Origin of the sequence: Nitrobacter sp. (genome assembly GCF_051535215.1) — a bacterium.
Taxonomy (GTDB): Bacteria; Pseudomonadota; Alphaproteobacteria; order Rhizobiales; family Xanthobacteraceae; genus Nitrobacter.
The window spans coordinates 1-14,892 of the sequence record NZ_JBPPLY010000030.1; the positions used below are offsets into that span (position 1 = coordinate 1).

Genomic DNA, 14,892 nt, shown 5'->3' on the forward strand with positions numbered 1-14,892 from the left:
GGAAGCCAATGACGATGCGACCGCAGCCGCCTTCGCCGGCGGCAAGGCGCTGGTGTGAAACGTCCATGAAAACTGGATGCCCGCCTTCGCGGACATGACCAATTGAGAGAGCGTAAATGAACCAGCCGGCTTCCGCCTACTTTCTCGAAGAGCGTCACGATCCGAACGAGACGCATACGCTGTCTGTGCTGGTCGCCAACGAGCCGGGCGTGCTGGCGCGGGTGATCGGGCTGTTCTCCGGCCGCGGCTACAACATCGAAAGCCTCACGGTGTCCGAGACCGAGAGCCAGAAGCACGTCTCGCGCATCACCATTGTCACCACCGGCACCCCGATGGTGATCCAGCAGATCAAGCATCAGCTCGATCGCATGGTCCCGGTCCACCAGGTCGTGGACATGACGCTGACCGGTAAATCCATCGAGCGTGAGCTGGCGATGGTCAAGGTCAAGGGCTCCGGCGACCAGCGCATCGAGGCGATGCGGCTCGCGGAAGTGTTTCGTGCCCGCGTGGTCGACGCCACCAACGAGAGCTTCGTGTTCGAGATCACCGGGGGCACCTCGAAGATTAATCAGTTTGTCGATCTGATGCGGCCGATCGGTCTTGTCGAGGTGTCGCGAACGGGCGTCGCGGCGATCGGGCGCGGACCGGAACGGATGTAAGGTCATGTTGGCGCGTGGCCGTTCCGGCGAGACCCGTAGACAGCCTTGCCGTTCATCGGCGGGGCGGTGTTGCGGGCTTGTCTCCCGGCAAGCATCGCCCTAAAAGCGGGCACACTTCTTTCGGCTGAGTGCTCGCGCTACCCCCGCAAATGTTGATTTGGCCGTTGATGGCCGCAAAAGAGGAACGACCATGCGTGTTTATTACGATCGGGACGCCGACCTGAACCTGATCAAGGGCAAGAAGGTGGTCATCGTCGGTTATGGCAGCCAGGGGCATGCCCATGCGCTGAACCTGAAGGACTCCGGCGTCAAGGAAGTCGCGATCGCGCTGCGCAAGGGTTCCGCCTCCGCCAAGAAGGCCGAGGGCGCGGGCTTCAAGGTGATGGAAGTCGCCGAGGCCGCGAAGTGGGGCGATGTCGTGATGATGCTGACGCCAGACGAATTGCAGGGCGACATCTACCGCGAGCATCTGCACGACAACATGAAGAAGGGCGCGGCGCTGATCTTCGCGCACGGGCTCAACGTGCATTTCAACCTGCTCGATCCGCGCGCTGATCTCGACGTGCTGATGATCGCGCCGAAGGGCCCCGGACACACCGTGCGTGCGGAGTATCAGCGCGGCGGCGGCGTGCCTTGCCTGATCGCGGTGGCCAAGGATTCGTCGGGCAATGCGCATGACCTTGGCCTCAGCTACGCCTCGGCGATCGGCGGCGGCCGCGCCGGCATCATCGAAACCACCTTCAGGGAAGAGTGCGAGACCGATCTGTTCGGCGAACAGGCGGTGCTTTGCGGCGGTCTCGTCGAGCTGATCAAGAACGGCTTCGAGACGCTGGTGGAAGCCGGCTATGCGCCGGAGATGGCCTATTTCGAGTGCCTGCACGAGGTGAAGCTGATCGTCGACCTGATCTATGAAGGCGGCATCGCCAACATGAATTATTCGATCTCCAACACCGCCGAATACGGCGAGTACGTCACCGGTCCGCGTATCGTGACCGCGGAGACCAAGAAGGAGATGAAGCGCGTGCTCGACGACATTCAGTCCGGCAAGTTCGCCCGCGACTGGATGCTGGAGAACAAGGTCAACCAGACCTCGTTCAAGGCGACGCGCGCCCGGCTTGCGGAGCATCCGATCGAGCAGGTCGGCGCCAAGCTTCGCGACATGATGCCGTGGATCAAGAAGGCGGCGCTGGTCGACAAGACGAAGAACTGAGCATCATCGTTCAGGCCTTTCTTGCGGGATCACGCAAGCGCGGCTCGCTGATCAAGAAGGGCAAATTCGTCGGCACGACGAAAAACGGATCACTTGCAGTTGTTGCATTTGAGCAACGGGATCGCGGCGACGCGGTCCCGTTTTTCGTTTATAGAAGCGCGGTCCTCACAGGCGGAGGCCCCTCTCCATGAAGCTTATCCTTGCCACATTTGCATCGCTCGCTCTTGCCATGCCGGCGGCCCGCGCCGGCGATCAGGGTGATCCAGCCGCCAATTGCGATGGCTCGACGCAGGCGACGGTCGAATGTCTCAACACCAAGGCGGCGGAATGGGACAAGCGCATGACCATTGCCTATCAGGTGCTGATGAAGAAGGCCGAGGCCTCGCAGCGCGACCAGCTCCGCACCGCGCAGCGGTTCTGGATCCAGTATCGCGACGCAAATTGCATGTACTACGCGTTGGGTGAAGGTTCGATGTCGCGAATCGATGCGGCCGAATGCCTGCGCAGCATGACGGCGACGCGGGCCAGGGAATTCGAGACCATGACGGAGCGCTGAGGCGCAAGCGTCACTTCCCGATCTTGTTCCACAGCCACCCCGCGACGACCACCGGCGAACTCTCCGCGTCGGTCCCGCTGGCGCGAAGATTGGCCTCGCGCATGGTGGCGATATCGATTTTGCCGAGCAGCGGCTGCAACGCGGCGCGCAGCTTCGGGTCATCGGCGCGGCGAGGGGACAGCAGCACGATCGCGTCATAGGGCGGAATGGCGTGGCGGGAATCGTCGAGCACGGTCAGGCCATACCTGGCGATCTGTCCGTCGCTGGTGTAGCCCGCGATCACGTCGACTTCGCCTGAGGCGACGGCGGCATACATGAAGTTCGACTGCATCTGTCGTTGCTCGTGGAATGACAATCCATAAGCCTTCTTCAAGGCAGCCCACTCAGGCCGCGCGAAGAATTCGTAGTCCCCGGCGATCGACATCGTGCCCGCATGGGCAGCGAGGTCGTCGATCGAATGGATGTTCAGTGCGTCGGCGCGGGCTTTCGGCATCACCAGCGCGTAGGCATTCTCGAAGCCGAGTTCGCCGAGCAGGGTGACGTTCCGCTGCGCCAGCGTCGCCTTGATCCCGGCAAGCAATTTTTCGCGCGGTGCGATACCTGCGTTGTGGAACTGGTTGGCCCACAGCGTGCCTGAATAGTCGACATAGACATCAATGTCGCCGTTGACCAGCGCCTCGAAGATCACGTTGGAGCCGAGCCCCTCGCGCGTGGTGGCCGGGAGGCCGGCCGCGCGCAGCCGTTGCGAGATCAGCGCCGCCAGCACGTATTGCTCGGTGAAGGTCTTGGCGCCGACGATGTAGCTGGATTTCATGCGCGTAAACGACGGCGCCAACGCGACAGCGATCAGCGCCGCGACGAGGGCAATGCCGGCCGTGACGCGGATACGGCTTCGAACCCGCAGACCGGATTCGATCAGCGCCAGCAACTGGTCCACGACCAGCGCAAGAATGGCCGCGGCGATGCAGCCGAACAGCACGAATACCCAGTTCTGGGTTTGCAGGCCGGCGAAGATGTAATTGCCGAGGCTGGTCTGGCCGATCGGTGTGGAGAGCGTTGTGGTGCCGATCACCCATACCGCGGCAGTGCGGATGCCCGCCATGATGACCGGCAGCGCCAGCGGCAGTTCGACCATCGTGAGCGATTGTCGCGGCGTCATGCCGACGCCACGCGCTGCTTCGGTCAAAGCAGGATCGATGCCTTGCAGACCCGTGATGGTGTTGCGCAGGACCGGCAGCATCGAATAAAGCGCGAGCGCCAGTACCGCCGGTAAAAATCCGAAAGCGGAGAATCCGAGACCGAACCATCTCGACGTCAAAGCCGCGAGCGCCAGCAGCAGCGGATAGAACAGCGCCAGCAGCGCCAGTCCGGGTACTGTCTGCACGATGCTGGCAACGCTGAGCAGCACGGAGCGCATCACAGGCCGGTTGCGCGCCATCAGCGCGAGAGGAAAACTCGCCGCAAGCCCAAGCAACAGCGCGGTGACGCTGACGCGGACGTGATTGCCGAGATAATCGGGCAGATGGCCGATCGCATCGCTCCAGCGCGGATCGGAAAGCAGGCTCATAACGTGCCGTTCTGCGAGAGCGCCGCCCGAAGCCGTTCGGCCTGACGGCGCGGTGTGCCGAGCAACTCGCGGACATACAGATCGTCGCTCCGGGATAATTCCGCCGCCGTTCCGAGCGCGACGAGACGGCCCTCGCGCATGACGGCAACGCGATCCGCAAGCAGCAATGCCTCCGTCATGTCATGAGTAATCATCACGGTTGTAAGGCCGAGCCTTGCGTGCAGCGCGTGATAGTCGTTGCCGAGCGCGTCGCGCGTCACCGGATCGAGCGCGCCGAACGGCTCATCCATCAGCACGATGTGTGGTTTGGCGGCGAGCGCCCGCGCCACGCCGACGCGCTGGCGCTGGCCGCCGGACAATTCGTGCGGGAAGCGGTCGCGATGTTGTACGCGGTCGAGCTGCACCAGATCGAGCAGATCGTCGACCTGCGCTGCGATCTCCGATTTCGGCGTACCGAGCAGGCGCGGCGTGATGCCGATGTTGGCGGCGATACTCATATGCGGGAACAGGCCGCCGCTCTGGAACACATAGCCGATCCGGCGGCGCAGCAGAATCGGGTCGATATCCGCGATGTCCTCGCCCGCGATCGTGATGGTGCCAGCGTCGGTATCGATCAGTCGGTTGGCGAGCCGCAACAGTGTGGTCTTGCCGGAACCGGAGCCGCCGACGATCGCGAGAAATTCTCCTGCAGAGATGTCGAGCGAGACGTCGTCCACGGCCCTGACGCGGCCGCCATCGAATTTTTTGGCGACGTGCGAGAAGGCGATCAGCGGCGGGGTATCGCTCATGCCTTGCCGGTTAACACATGCCCGCTTGCGTACCAAGCTGCGGTCCGGTGTTCCGCGACGGTCATGCTCTGTTCCTGACGATTTCGAGCACGGCCTTGCACCTGTCCCGACAGGAGGACTAGAACGTGAGAGACCCTTTGCTGATGCCTCATGTAGGAAGCGCGCCGAGCGATGACGATTGCGATCCATCGCGTCACCCGGCTTGATCTTACGGTTCGTCCGTGGCGCTGGACCTTCGCTGACGAGCGCCGTCGCGAGATCGATGCATATTTCGCCGCGCAGCGCGTCAAAACGCCGACGTTGTGGAACGGGTGCGTTCTGCTCGGCCGGAACCGACGGTTCGATGGCGGCTGTTTTCGCGCGGACTACTTCGAGACCGATTTCGCGAGCTTTCTGGCATGGCGTGACTGGGGTTTTCCCGACAAGGGCGTCTTCAACGGTTTCGGCATGGGCGCGTTGCGCGGCAGCGATGGCCAGTTCGTGCTGGGCGAAATGGCGGCGACGACGGCAAACGCGGGGCGCGTCTATTTTCCCGCCGGTATGTCCGATCCCTGCGATATCCGGGATGGCAAGCTCGATCTTGCGAGCGGCATCGTTCGTGAGGTCGGCGAGGAAACCGGCCTTTCCCGCGACCTGTATCGCGCCGATCCGCAATGGTATTGTGTCGATAGCGGCCCCTCGATTGCGGTCATTCAGCTTTTGGACGCAGGCCTGCCGGGCGAAGAGTTGCGAGCGCGGATCGTTCGCACCCTGGCGGCACAGCCCGCGCCGGAACTCAGCGCGATTCATCTTGTGCGGGGTCGCCAGGATTTTACGGCAGAAATGCCGATCTATGTGACGGCGTTTATCGAGCACGTCGCGGCGATGGCGGTTTGACATCGGCGGTTAAGCCATATTGTCTTGAGGCCGCCGGAAACCGGAGTTCGCTCCATGAGCAAGATGAAAAACCTCGTTGCCGCCGATCCCGGGAGTTTCGTCGATCCGTTTCGAGTCGATGGCAGCAAGCCGTTTCATCTGACGTCGTTCAAAACTGCTGATCGCGGCGGCATCGACAAAGACACGGGGCAGGAGATCATCAAGGTCAACCGCGGCCTCCTCAGCGATCTTCAGGAAAAACTTTATGCGCAGAATCGCTGGTCGATGCTTTTGGTCTTCCAGGGGATGGACGCGGCCGGCAAGGACAGCGCCATCGAGAGCGTATTCGATGGCATCAATCCGCAGGGCTGCGACGTGCATTCCTTCAAGCAGCCTTCGACGGAAGAACTCGATCACGATTTCATGTGGCGCGCGGCGCGGCGGCTTCCCGAGCGCGGGCGTATCGGCATCTTCAACCGTTCCTACTATGAGGAAGTGCTGGTGGTTCGTGTACACCCGGAAATTCTGGCGAAACAACGGATTCCGCCGAAGTTGGTGACGAAGAATATCTGGCGCGAGCGCTTCGAGGATATTTCCGCCTTCGAGAAATATCTCGCCCGTAACGGCACGGTCGTGCTGAAGTTCTTCCTCAACGTTTCAAAGGAAGAACAGCGCCGGCGTTTTCTCGACCGCCTGGAAGAGCCGGGTAAGAACTGGAAGTTCTCGATGGGCGACATCGCCGAGCGCGAACTCTGGGCCAAGTATCAGGCGGCATATCAGGACATGATCCGCCATACTGCCTCGCTTGATGCGCCGTGGTATGTCGTGCCGGCCGACCACAAGTGGTTTGCGCGGGTGGTGATCGGCTCCGCCATTGTCGGCGCGCTGAACAGGCTGGACCTGCGGTTCCCCAAGGTCGACAAAAGCGAGCGCGGGGAGTTCAAGAAGGTCCGCGAAGCATTGGCGAATGAAAGCAGAAACGCGCGGCGCGCCAGGAAGGCGGGCCTTAAGGATGCCGCGACCGGCAAATTGGAGACGGCTTCCGATCGGGCCGCCTCTCGGGGAGGCGGAACCGCGGCGCGGGCAGATTAGGCAGCAGATCGCGATCCTGGAGGCTTCCGCCTGGGCGCAGGTCTGGCAGCCATGCTGACCATTCTTTGGCGTTGCGAGGACACGCCATTGTCGTTTAGAACCTGTTTAGGAGGGCTCGGCAACGAACCGTCAACGGTTTTTGTCGAGAATAGCCCTCACGCGTATTCCGCAAAGGGTTTTGCGATCGGAATACGCGCAGGCTCCAAGGATCCGGTGATGCTGGCTCGCAGCGACATGACGGGAATTCACGGGAAGGCCGCGGTAACCGCGGGTCCCGAAGCGATTCCTGCTGCGCGCGGGTCTATCCTGCCGATCGGCGGGCTTCTGCTTCTTATCGGCCCCTGAGCGCCGGCTGGGCAGTTGTTGCCTGGGCACTCAGGGGAACGCAGAGCATCAGATCCCTTCGAGCGCGCCCCGCGCGCATGGACCAGAGGAACTTCCCATGAATACCGCGAACAAGTCCGACAAGGACCGCGTCATCATTTTCGACACCACCTTGCGCGACGGCGAGCAATGCCCCGGCGCCACCATGACCTTCGAGGAGAAGCTCGAAGTCGCCGAGATGCTCGACGAGATGGGCATCGACGTTATTGAGGCAGGCTTCCCGATCGCTTCTGTCGGCGACTTCGAGGCGGTGGCGGAAATCGCAAGGAACGCCAGGAACGCGATGATCGCGGGTCTGGCCCGCGCTATTCCCGCCGACATCGCCCGTGCCGGCGAAGCCGTGCGCCACGCGCGGCGCGGCCGCATCCACACCTTCGTTTCCACCTCGCCGATTCATCTGGCGCACCAGATGCGTAAGAGCGAGGCCGAGGTGCTGGAAATTATCACCGCGACGGTGACGCAGGCCCGCAACCTGGTCGAGAACGTCGAATGGTCGGCAATGGATGCGACCCGTACCCCGATCGACTATCTCTGCAAATGCGTGGAGACCGCGATCGCGGCCGGTGCCACCACCATCAACCTGCCGGATACCGTTGGTTATGCGGTGCCGGACGAGTACCGGCGGATGTTCAGGACTGTCCGCGAGCGGGTGCCGAACTCTGACAAGGCGATCTTCTCGGTGCACTGCCATGACGATTTGGGGCTCGCCGTCGCCAACTCGCTGGCCGGCGTCGAGGGCGGTGCACGGCAAGTGGAATCCACCATCAACGGCATCGGCGAGCGGGCGGGCAATGCCGCGCTGGAAGAAGTCGTGATGGCGATCAAGACGCGCGCCGATGTCATGCCGTACTGGTGCAACGTCGAGAGCACGATGCTGACGCGCGCTTCCAAGCTGGTGTCGGCGGCGACCTCATTCCCGGTGCAGTACAACAAGGCGATCGTCGGTCGGAACGCGTTCGCGCACGAGAGCGGTATTCATCAGGACGGCATGCTGAAAAACGCGCAGACCTACGAGATCATGACGCCGGAGAGCGTCGGCGTGAAACAGACCTCGCTGGTGATGGGCAAGCATTCCGGCCGCCATGCCTTCCAGCACAAGCTGGAGGAACTTGGCTACAAGCTGGCCGAGAACCAGTTGCAGGATGCATTCGTGCGCTTCAAGGCGCTGGCCGACCGCAAGAAGGATATCTACGACGAGGACATCGTTGCGTTGGTCGACGAGGAAATGGCGGCGTCGCACGATCGCATCAAGCTGGCGTCGCTGACGGTGATCGCCGGCACCCATGGTCCGCAGCGCGCGACCATGAAGCTCACCGTGGACGGGCAGAACCGGATCGAGGAAGCCGAGGGCAACGGCCCGGTGGACGCTGTGTTCAACTGCATCAAGAGACTGGTGCCGCACGACGCAAAGCTGGAGCTTTACCAGGTTCATGCGGTGACGCAGGGAACCGACGCGCAGGCTGAAGTGTCCGTGCGTCTCAGTCAGGATGGCCGCGCGATGACCTCGCGTGCCGCCGATCCGGATACGCTGGTCGCATCCGCCAAGGCCTATCTCGGCGCGCTCAACAAGATCGTGATGAAGCATCAGCGCGATCTGCCGGCGACCGCCGCGGCAAGCTGATCCTTTCATGCTGGACGAGCGGCGCCGCAATGGTGCCGTTCGTCTCAATAATGCCGTTCCCGCAACCGCGTCGGCTGAACGTCCTGTTCGTTCAGTTGCGTCAGATTACATCTTCGTAAGAGAGGCCACCCTTGCGAAGATGTAATTTGCGCGCCGCCGCGCGGGCACGCATCTTCATGAGAACTTGCACAGGAGGTTCCCATGAAGAAGGTCATTCTCGCCGGTGTCGCAGCTCTCGCCATTGCCGGTTCAACTGCAGTGTATGCTCACCAGCATCGTCACTGGTCGCATGACTACTCGCGGTTCACCCCGCAGGATAGGGCGGCTTTCGCCGATTCGAGAATCGCGGCGATCCACGCCGGCCTCACGCTGACGCCAGATCAGGAGAAGCTGTGGCCGCCGGTGGAAAAGGCTATTCGCGATTTCGCCAAGCTTCGGATCGATCGCGCCAACGCCAGAATGGAGGCCAGGAAGGAGAACAAGGGCGAAGCCAAGAATGAAGACGCGCAAAAGCGAGCGCCTGTCGATCAGGTCGCGCGGCTACGCGAGCGCGCCGACCGCATGGCCGAGACGGCGACCGCCTTGAAGAAAGTCGCCGATGCCGCCGATCCGCTTTACAAGACCCTCGACGACGGCCAGAAGCGGCGCCTGATGGTTCTCGCCCGCATGGAGCGTGGCTTCGGCATGGGAGGCGGATGGCGCCACCACCGCTTCGATCGCGGCGGCGATCGGGATCACGGCCGGGATTCCGAGCAGACGCCCGGGCGGCTCTGACAGCCGGCTGCGAGAGCGCTGAAGCTGAACATGAGGAAGCCGCCGGATCCGGCGGCTTTTTCGTGTTTGGCGGTGCCGCCGTCGAAGTTCGTCAAGACTTCAAAGTCACGTAATCCCTCAACGATACAGCGCTCTGTGAAAGTGAAAGACGACAACACTACTGATGATTAGACTGAAGTCCGAGACGCTCGCCGCGAGCAACTCCATTCTCACGCTTCTGGCTCAAGCTATGCCGGCAATCCATGAGGGCGAGTGGGAAGGCGCAGGATCAATCTCGGCCGATTTCAGAGAGTGCATAATCGATCTCGGAGATGACGCGTTCGCAAGGGGTAACGCGCCGAAATTTAGGGCACCCCAATCATGACCTCGCGCTAATTTTTACCGGCTAATCAAGGCGCTAAAATCATCAAGATTATCTAATGATTTCAAGTTGGTGGGCGATGTAGGGCTCGAACCTACGACCCGCTGATTAAGAGTCAGCTGCTCTACCAACTGAGCTAATCGCCCGGAATTGTCGAATTCCCTCGCGGACGGGGTCCGTGTAGCAAAGCGAACCCGCGATGTCCAGCAAAGCGGCGGTGGTTTTCCCTTGCGGCAACATTAAAGCGCCTCTCTTCTCAGCCGCCCGGGCCCGGACTCGTGAAGCAGGCGGAAAGGTTACTCACACTCGTTAGCTCCGGCAGTCATCACGACGGTGAATGGTCCTTCAGGCCGTGATCCGTCAAAAATCCAGTCGCTTCGAGCCGACAGGCTATCGCTCCGCCGATCGTCTACTGGACTTGAACGGGTCAGGTGGTTCGCGAGGCGTCGGCAAGCCTTCGGTCGGTCTGGATAAATGAAATCTTCGCCGCGAAGCCAGCAATCGTCAAAGCGATCCAAATTGAATCGTGTCTGGCCGGACTAGTCGCCTACCAAATGTTTTAGCATCGCGTCGCAGGCGACTTCGGCCTCTTCGAAAGACTTAAATGGTGAGCCGGTTATCTTGATTGCGCCGCGGCCTCCATAAAGCGGACGCCATGACGCCACATAGCCTGGTTTTCCGTGAAATCCAGGGCCGGTAAAACTTTTAAAGAAGCTGATTGCGAAGGAATAATCGTCGCTATTCGCGCTCCAAACTTCCATCCCCTCAACGGCACGCTCGAATTGGAGCGCTGCCATTCGATAGGGCAGGTCCCTTAAGATACTGAGCATCGCGATACTCCACATGCGATGCATAAAATCTATGCTCAGTCGGGGAAAATTGGGAGTCCGGTATTTGAGTACGATCGGCCGTTAGGAGGCGCATACCCCATCAGCAAAGCGGTCGCGTCCCGTCTTCGCACCTGCATTCTGGCCGGAACGTGATTACCAGTTTCCAATTCCCGAACCCAACTGGCTCGCTGTGTGGCTGAGCCCGGCGGGTCTTTGGGATATTAGCGTCCGAGTTCCCGAATTAACCCCAGCGCCGACATAAAGCTTAATTTCAATCGATCATTGTGCGTACCACCCGAGGTGCTACGTCTTTTTCACCGGACATTGCCCTACGTCCGGGTCCACCTTGGCGAAGTCGCCGACCGATCATATTCCGCTCGGTGACTTCGTTTCGCGGATTTAGCTCAGCGGCAGAGCGGCGCGTTTCACGACGCAGGCCCATGTTCGACTCATGGAATCCGCACCATCCTTTACGTCGAGGTATTGATACGTCGTCGATCCCGTCCCTGAAGCCAGCCCATGCATTGCCGCTAGATTGGCCCAAATGAAGAGCGTACTCCCCGTATCCCGCCGGAGCAGGATGAGGTTGCGGTAGCGCAACAATTCAGGTTTGCCTTTGCGCGATCGCAAAGACAGGAAGAGTTATGGGATGCAGGGTCCGTGTGGAGAACCGGAGAGTCGATCCTTGAAAAGAGGCGATGTCTCGGCTCGGCAGACGATTACCCTGAAGCTAAAGCAGTATGAACATGCCCCGGAAGGACATTCATAACTCAGATGTGCCGAAGCTCTGTCGGAGTTGTGAGGTACGGCACAACGGTATGTGCGGCGTGCTCAACGGCAACGAGTTAGTGGATTTCGCCAAGTCTACGCGTGTCGTGACGGTATCCGCCGGTGACGTTCTTCTGCAAGAGCAGGGGCCGATCAAATCCTATGCCAATGTCATGCGCGGCGTGCTCAAGCTGACCAAGACCATGGCCGATGGTCGCCAACAAATCGTCGGACTTCAATTCGCGCCCGATTTCGTTGGACGGCTTCATCAAGATGAAAGCCCTGTTCGGGTCGAGGCCTGTTCAGACGTTGAGGTCTGCAGCATAACCAGGAACGCGCTGCGGAAGATGCTCGAAGAAACTCCGACTCTCGAAGCGAAACTGCTGCACCAAGCCCTGCGGGAGATCGATCAGGGTCGCGAATGGATGCTGACGCTTGGACGAAAGACGGCCCAGGAAAAGGTAGCCAGCTTTCTTATGATGATGGTTCGGCAGATTGATCCATTTGCCGCAAGCAACGCCGCTACGGCTTTCGATCTTCCGCTTACGCGCGCCGAAATTGGTGATTTTCTCGGTCTGACGATTGGAACAGTTTCGCGCGAGCTCACGCGGTTGCGGCGAGCAGGCGTGATTCAGATTTCCTCGCACCGCCACATCGATATTCTGGATCTCGAAGCGCTTCGCCAACGCGCTGGCTGAACGGAAGAGTTCTCGCGCAGTGAGCGCGCGCAGCGCATAAGTGCCACGAGATATCCTGACGCTTCAGAGCATGCTGTCTGAGAGAATAACGGCGTCTTTGCGCTAGATGAAAGCATACATATGGTTTGAATGTATTCTTGGCTCGTCGAAATAAAACGGGAGATCGACATGCCAACCGAAGCAATTCTTGCGACCGCGCTAGTTACCGGCGTCATAACCATATTCTCTTTAGCTATAGCTTATGGCCAGCGTCAGACCACGGCTTACTTCCGCGAACATCCGCAAAAGTAAGCTGACAGAACCGCATGAATTGGCGGCGACCGCGTGCTGCCATATCAGTCTCTTCGGTCGCCGTCGTGAAAGACAGATCAACCGTACCTTGGGAAATTTGACATGTCTGATCATGGCGAATTGACGTATTCAACCGCAGAAGGAATGGATTACCCGGCGCACGAGGAAATGTATAAGTCCTTCATCAAGATCGGGACGATCGGTGCCGCGGTCGTGGTCACCATTGTCGTGTTGTTGGCGGTTTTTCTCCTCTAATTCTCTCGTCCCATTCCAAACCCGCCGGGCTCTCGCGCAACGGCGGGTTTGCGCATTGAACCGTAAGCCACGCCGCTATACATTGGGTCGGGGCGGCTTGGTGCCCCGTGGGCTGTACGGATCGCGGGCACGCTCAATGCGCTCGGCCGTTGCATCAAACGGAATGCCGTTCATCTTGAAAATCGCGTCGATTAGCGTTTAGCCGCGTTGGTGATCCGGCCGACATTGAATTCGCGGATGCTGTTGTATTGAAAAAGTCGTTTGGCGTGGTGATCAGCCTGCTTCCGTCTGGCTGAGCGTGATCAATTCCTCGCCGGGTGCACGGCGTCGTGTAATTTGGATCGTTTCATCAATCCTCCGGTAACTCGGTTCGCTTTTGCTCGAAAACAGCCCGGTTGATCGCCATGAACCCCTGTTCAATGCAGGACCGTCCAATATTTAGCCAACGCTTGTCCGTCTCGGGCGAGACTTCGTATCGATCAAGCAATCTGAGAATACGTTCCTCGAGTTTCCGATGATCCCTGACCCGTAATCTTCCCAATCTCTCCCGATCCCTGCAAGATTTGGTCTTGATTACGCGCTTTGACATCGAGTTACCCTTTGGACGGAAATAAATACTCTATCCCGTCTTCGATAAATCAGCACCCATTAGCTGCCTAACAAAAAACGCCAACGAGTGTAAACTGAAGGATCAGAGAAGCGAGCCTGATCCAAGACGAAAAGCAGCCCGCAATCTCGGCAATAGCGGCACCAAAACGCGAAATTAGTGTTTCTCTTTTGAATATTACAAGAGGCCGCCGGAAATGGAACCCTTGGAGGGGTAGCTCCGCCGGCGGATTTTTCGTGCTGGCGTCTTCCATCCTGTGACCTTTGAGCGCATCGAAATGATGCGGGGGTCATGGATGCTCGCCTGCAGAGCGAGATGTAATCGAAGCGCTCGTCACCAAATCTGACGATAATCGGCAAATTTCCGTAGCGTTGCGTCATAGCGCGCCGGGACGATCCATGGAAGCGCCAGCCGTATGATCCAGTTCGCGGCCGGCGAAACGTGTCGCACATAAAGATCGATCGGGTCGAGCCGATGGCGCATGTGCAGCTTGGGATCGTAATTCAGCCCGCTGCTGCGGAATCGTTTGTAGCCATGGGTAATCGCCCAGCCGATCACGTCGCGCGAAATGTAATGATAGAGATGGAGGTCGAGCGCGAAGTCGTAATCGAGGCCGGCATATTCGGCAAATATCTCGTCGCCCTCTACCATGCACAGCGCGAACGCCATCAGAGTATTGCCGCGATACCAGATGAAGAAGCGAGTTTTGTCACTCATTTCGGAGCCAAGGCGGCGGAAGTAGTCCTTGGTCAGTTTCTCGAAGTGAAAGTTCGAGCGCTCGTAGGTTTGCAGATAGAGTGGGTAGAGTTCGTCGACGAAGCTCGCCGCATTGTCGGTCACTGTCATTTTAAGATTGGAAGGTTGCGCGGCGCGAAATTTCCTGCGCAGATCGCGACGCGTCTTCGTGCTCAATGCCTTTTGCATGTAGTCATCGAAACTGTCGTAGTCGATGTCTAGCACAGTCATCGGCATGCTCGGCGCGCGAGCGAATCCTTCATGTTCAAAACAAGCAAGATCGGGGCGGTCCCCACGGGGAAATTCCTTCAGAACGATCATCTGCGCCCCCAATGCATATGCCTGGGCAACGATGTCTTGCGCCAATGCCTCGGCGACGGCCGCCGACGAAAGATGTGCGCTGGTCGCGAGATGCCCTTCGCCTGCCGTGCATCCGAGCATCAACGTGCGCAGTTTCAGGAAGTGTGGATACCGATGACGGATGCGCGTGACGAGCGGCGAACGATCGAGCTCGATGCCTTCCAGCATATCCTGGTCGAGAAGAAAGTACGGCTGCACCGCCAGGATCTGGTCCGATGAGTCGCGAACCGCGAAATAGCCATACTCAAAGCGATCGCGGATCGTATCTGCGATAATCTCGTAATGGCGGTGATCCTTGCGCTGGTTGGCGAAGGTAAGCTGCCACGCCTTGCAGGTTTGAAACTCATCGCGTCTGATCGGTGCGACCCGAAGAGATCCATGAATCGGTCGACGCTGTTTCATGCGCTCAACCTTCGCCCGGCTGTTTGCGCAAGCCGTATCTTGGTAGCCAACGCGCTGATGAAAGAGCGGTTCCAGGTTT

At 59.6% G+C, this 14,892-nt stretch carries 16 protein-coding genes and 2 tRNA genes; 12 read left to right on the forward strand and 6 right to left on the reverse strand.

Features of this window, described 5'->3' with window-relative positions; genetic code table 11:
* The first annotated feature begins 116 nt into the window (after positions 1-116).
* The 3 genes from ilvN (at position 117) to ACS3WB_RS15885 (ending at position 2,425) form a co-directional block, all read left to right on the forward strand.
* Positions 117-659, forward strand: a complete 543-nt coding sequence (ilvN, locus tag ACS3WB_RS15875) for an acetolactate synthase small subunit (protein ID WP_438276449.1) — start codon at positions 117-119, stop codon at positions 657-659.
* Positions 660-849: 190 nt separating this feature from the next.
* Complete coding sequence (ilvC, locus tag ACS3WB_RS15880; protein WP_438276450.1) at positions 850-1,869, forward strand: ketol-acid reductoisomerase; 1,020 nt, start codon at positions 850-852, stop codon at positions 1,867-1,869.
* Positions 1,870-2,056: 187 nt separating this feature from the next.
* Complete coding sequence (locus tag ACS3WB_RS15885; RefSeq protein ID WP_438276451.1) at positions 2,057-2,425, forward strand: lysozyme inhibitor LprI family protein; 369 nt, start codon at positions 2,057-2,059, stop codon at positions 2,423-2,425.
* A gap of 10 nt (positions 2,426-2,435) precedes the next feature.
* Here the strand turns inward: ACS3WB_RS15885 and ACS3WB_RS15890 are convergent, their stop codons facing one another.
* Together ACS3WB_RS15890 and ACS3WB_RS15895 are read right to left on the reverse strand one after the other, a co-directional pair.
* Complete coding sequence (locus ACS3WB_RS15890; RefSeq protein ID WP_438276452.1) at positions 2,436-3,992, reverse strand: glycine betaine ABC transporter substrate-binding protein; 1,557 nt, start codon at positions 3,990-3,992, stop codon at positions 2,436-2,438.
* Positions 3,989-4,780, reverse strand: a complete 792-nt coding sequence (locus ACS3WB_RS15895) for an ATP-binding cassette domain-containing protein (protein WP_438276453.1) — start codon at positions 4,778-4,780, stop codon at positions 3,989-3,991. The genes ACS3WB_RS15890 and ACS3WB_RS15895 overlap by 4 nt, the downstream gene beginning before the upstream one ends.
* Positions 4,781-4,951: 171 nt before the next feature.
* Between ACS3WB_RS15895 and ACS3WB_RS15900 the strand changes: the two genes are divergently transcribed.
* The 5 genes from ACS3WB_RS15900 (at position 4,952) to ACS3WB_RS15920 (ending at position 9,506) form a co-directional block, all read left to right on the forward strand.
* Positions 4,952-5,656 carry an NUDIX hydrolase gene (locus ACS3WB_RS15900; RefSeq protein ID WP_438276454.1) on the forward strand — a complete coding sequence of 235 codons (705 nt, stop codon included), beginning with the start codon at positions 4,952-4,954 and terminating at the stop codon, positions 5,654-5,656.
* Positions 5,657-5,710: 54 nt separating this feature from the next.
* Positions 5,711-6,727 (forward strand): polyphosphate kinase 2 family protein, encoded by a 1,017-nt coding sequence (locus tag ACS3WB_RS15905; protein WP_438276455.1) that lies wholly within the window; start codon positions 5,711-5,713, stop codon positions 6,725-6,727.
* 216 nt (positions 6,728-6,943) lie between these two features.
* Positions 6,944-7,072, forward strand: coding sequence for a hypothetical protein (locus ACS3WB_RS15910; protein WP_438276456.1), 129 nt, complete (start codon positions 6,944-6,946; stop codon positions 7,070-7,072).
* A gap of 97 nt (positions 7,073-7,169) precedes the next feature.
* Positions 7,170-8,732, forward strand: coding sequence for a 2-isopropylmalate synthase (locus ACS3WB_RS15915; RefSeq protein WP_438276457.1), 1,563 nt, complete (start codon positions 7,170-7,172; stop codon positions 8,730-8,732).
* A gap of 201 nt (positions 8,733-8,933) precedes the next feature.
* Positions 8,934-9,506: a Spy/CpxP family protein refolding chaperone gene (locus ACS3WB_RS15920; RefSeq protein WP_438276458.1), complete on the forward strand. Its 573-nt coding sequence runs from the start codon at positions 8,934-8,936 to the stop codon at positions 9,504-9,506.
* A 431-nt stretch (positions 9,507-9,937) separates the two neighbouring features.
* On the opposite strand, the gene ACS3WB_RS15925 is transcribed toward ACS3WB_RS15920, so the two are convergent.
* Positions 9,938-10,013, reverse strand: a tRNA-Lys gene (locus ACS3WB_RS15925).
* A gap of 393 nt (positions 10,014-10,406) precedes the next feature.
* Positions 10,407-10,697: a hypothetical protein gene (locus ACS3WB_RS15930; protein WP_438276459.1), complete on the reverse strand. Its 291-nt coding sequence runs from the start codon at positions 10,695-10,697 to the stop codon at positions 10,407-10,409.
* 393 nt (positions 10,698-11,090) lie between these two features.
* Between ACS3WB_RS15930 and ACS3WB_RS15935 the strand changes: the two genes are divergently transcribed.
* From ACS3WB_RS15935 to ACS3WB_RS15945, 3 genes are all read left to right on the forward strand, one after another.
* Positions 11,091-11,163 (forward strand) — tRNA-Glu (locus ACS3WB_RS15935).
* 274 nt (positions 11,164-11,437) lie between these two features.
* Positions 11,438-12,163, forward strand: coding sequence for a Crp/Fnr family transcriptional regulator (locus tag ACS3WB_RS15940; RefSeq protein WP_438276460.1), 726 nt, complete (start codon positions 11,438-11,440; stop codon positions 12,161-12,163).
* 393 nt (positions 12,164-12,556) lie between these two features.
* Positions 12,557-12,709: an aa3-type cytochrome c oxidase subunit IV gene (locus tag ACS3WB_RS15945; protein ID WP_438276461.1), complete on the forward strand. Its 153-nt coding sequence runs from the start codon at positions 12,557-12,559 to the stop codon at positions 12,707-12,709.
* Between the two features lie 349 nt (positions 12,710-13,058).
* Here the strand turns inward: ACS3WB_RS15945 and ACS3WB_RS15950 are convergent, their stop codons facing one another.
* Positions 13,059-13,298 (reverse strand): Acb2/Tad1 domain-containing protein, encoded by a 240-nt coding sequence (locus ACS3WB_RS15950; RefSeq protein WP_438276462.1) that lies wholly within the window; start codon positions 13,296-13,298, stop codon positions 13,059-13,061.
* 351 nt (positions 13,299-13,649) lie between these two features.
* Positions 13,650-14,492, reverse strand: a complete 843-nt coding sequence (locus ACS3WB_RS15955) for a GNAT family N-acetyltransferase (RefSeq protein WP_438276463.1) — start codon at positions 14,490-14,492, stop codon at positions 13,650-13,652.
* 201 nt (positions 14,493-14,693) lie between these two features.
* On the opposite strand from ACS3WB_RS15955, the gene ACS3WB_RS15960 reads away from it, so the two are divergent.
* The coding region (locus tag ACS3WB_RS15960; protein WP_438276464.1) for a hypothetical protein at positions 14,694-14,892 on the forward strand (199 nt) is incomplete at its 3' end.

Bases quoted from the DNA above. Each gene is read 5' to 3' on its own strand.
- ACS3WB_RS15910 (WP_438276456.1), top strand. From the start codon at position 6,944: ATGCTGGCTCGCAGCGACATGACGGGAATTCACGGGAAGGCCGCGGTA.
- ACS3WB_RS15930 (WP_438276459.1), bottom strand. From the start codon at position 10,697: ATGCTCAGTATCTTAAGGGACCTGCCCTATCGAATGGCAGCGCTCCAA.
- ACS3WB_RS15945 (WP_438276461.1), top strand. From the start codon at position 12,557: ATGTCTGATCATGGCGAATTGACGTATTCAACCGCAGAAGGAATGGAT.
- ACS3WB_RS15955 (WP_438276463.1), bottom strand. From the start codon at position 14,492: ATGCTCGGATGCACGGCAGGCGAAGGGCATCTCGCGACCAGCGCACAT.
- ACS3WB_RS15890 (WP_438276452.1), bottom strand. From the start codon at position 3,992: ATGAGCCTGCTTTCCGATCCGCGCTGGAGCGATGCGATCGGCCATCTG.
- ilvC (WP_438276450.1), top strand. From the start codon at position 850: ATGCGTGTTTATTACGATCGGGACGCCGACCTGAACCTGATCAAGGGC.
- ACS3WB_RS15915 (WP_438276457.1), top strand. From the start codon at position 7,170: ATGAATACCGCGAACAAGTCCGACAAGGACCGCGTCATCATTTTCGAC.
- ACS3WB_RS15905 (WP_438276455.1), top strand. From the start codon at position 5,711: ATGAGCAAGATGAAAAACCTCGTTGCCGCCGATCCCGGGAGTTTCGTC.
- ACS3WB_RS15895 (WP_438276453.1), bottom strand. From the start codon at position 4,780: ATGAGCGATACCCCGCCGCTGATCGCCTTCTCGCACGTCGCCAAAAAA.
- ilvN (WP_438276449.1), top strand. From the start codon at position 117: ATGAACCAGCCGGCTTCCGCCTACTTTCTCGAAGAGCGTCACGATCCG.
- ACS3WB_RS15940 (WP_438276460.1), top strand. From the start codon at position 11,438: ATGAACATGCCCCGGAAGGACATTCATAACTCAGATGTGCCGAAGCTC.
- ACS3WB_RS15950 (WP_438276462.1), bottom strand. From the start codon at position 13,298: ATGTCAAAGCGCGTAATCAAGACCAAATCTTGCAGGGATCGGGAGAGA.
- ACS3WB_RS15920 (WP_438276458.1), top strand. From the start codon at position 8,934: ATGAAGAAGGTCATTCTCGCCGGTGTCGCAGCTCTCGCCATTGCCGGT.
- ACS3WB_RS15885 (WP_438276451.1), top strand. From the start codon at position 2,057: ATGAAGCTTATCCTTGCCACATTTGCATCGCTCGCTCTTGCCATGCCG.
- ACS3WB_RS15900 (WP_438276454.1), top strand. From the start codon at position 4,952: ATGACGATTGCGATCCATCGCGTCACCCGGCTTGATCTTACGGTTCGT.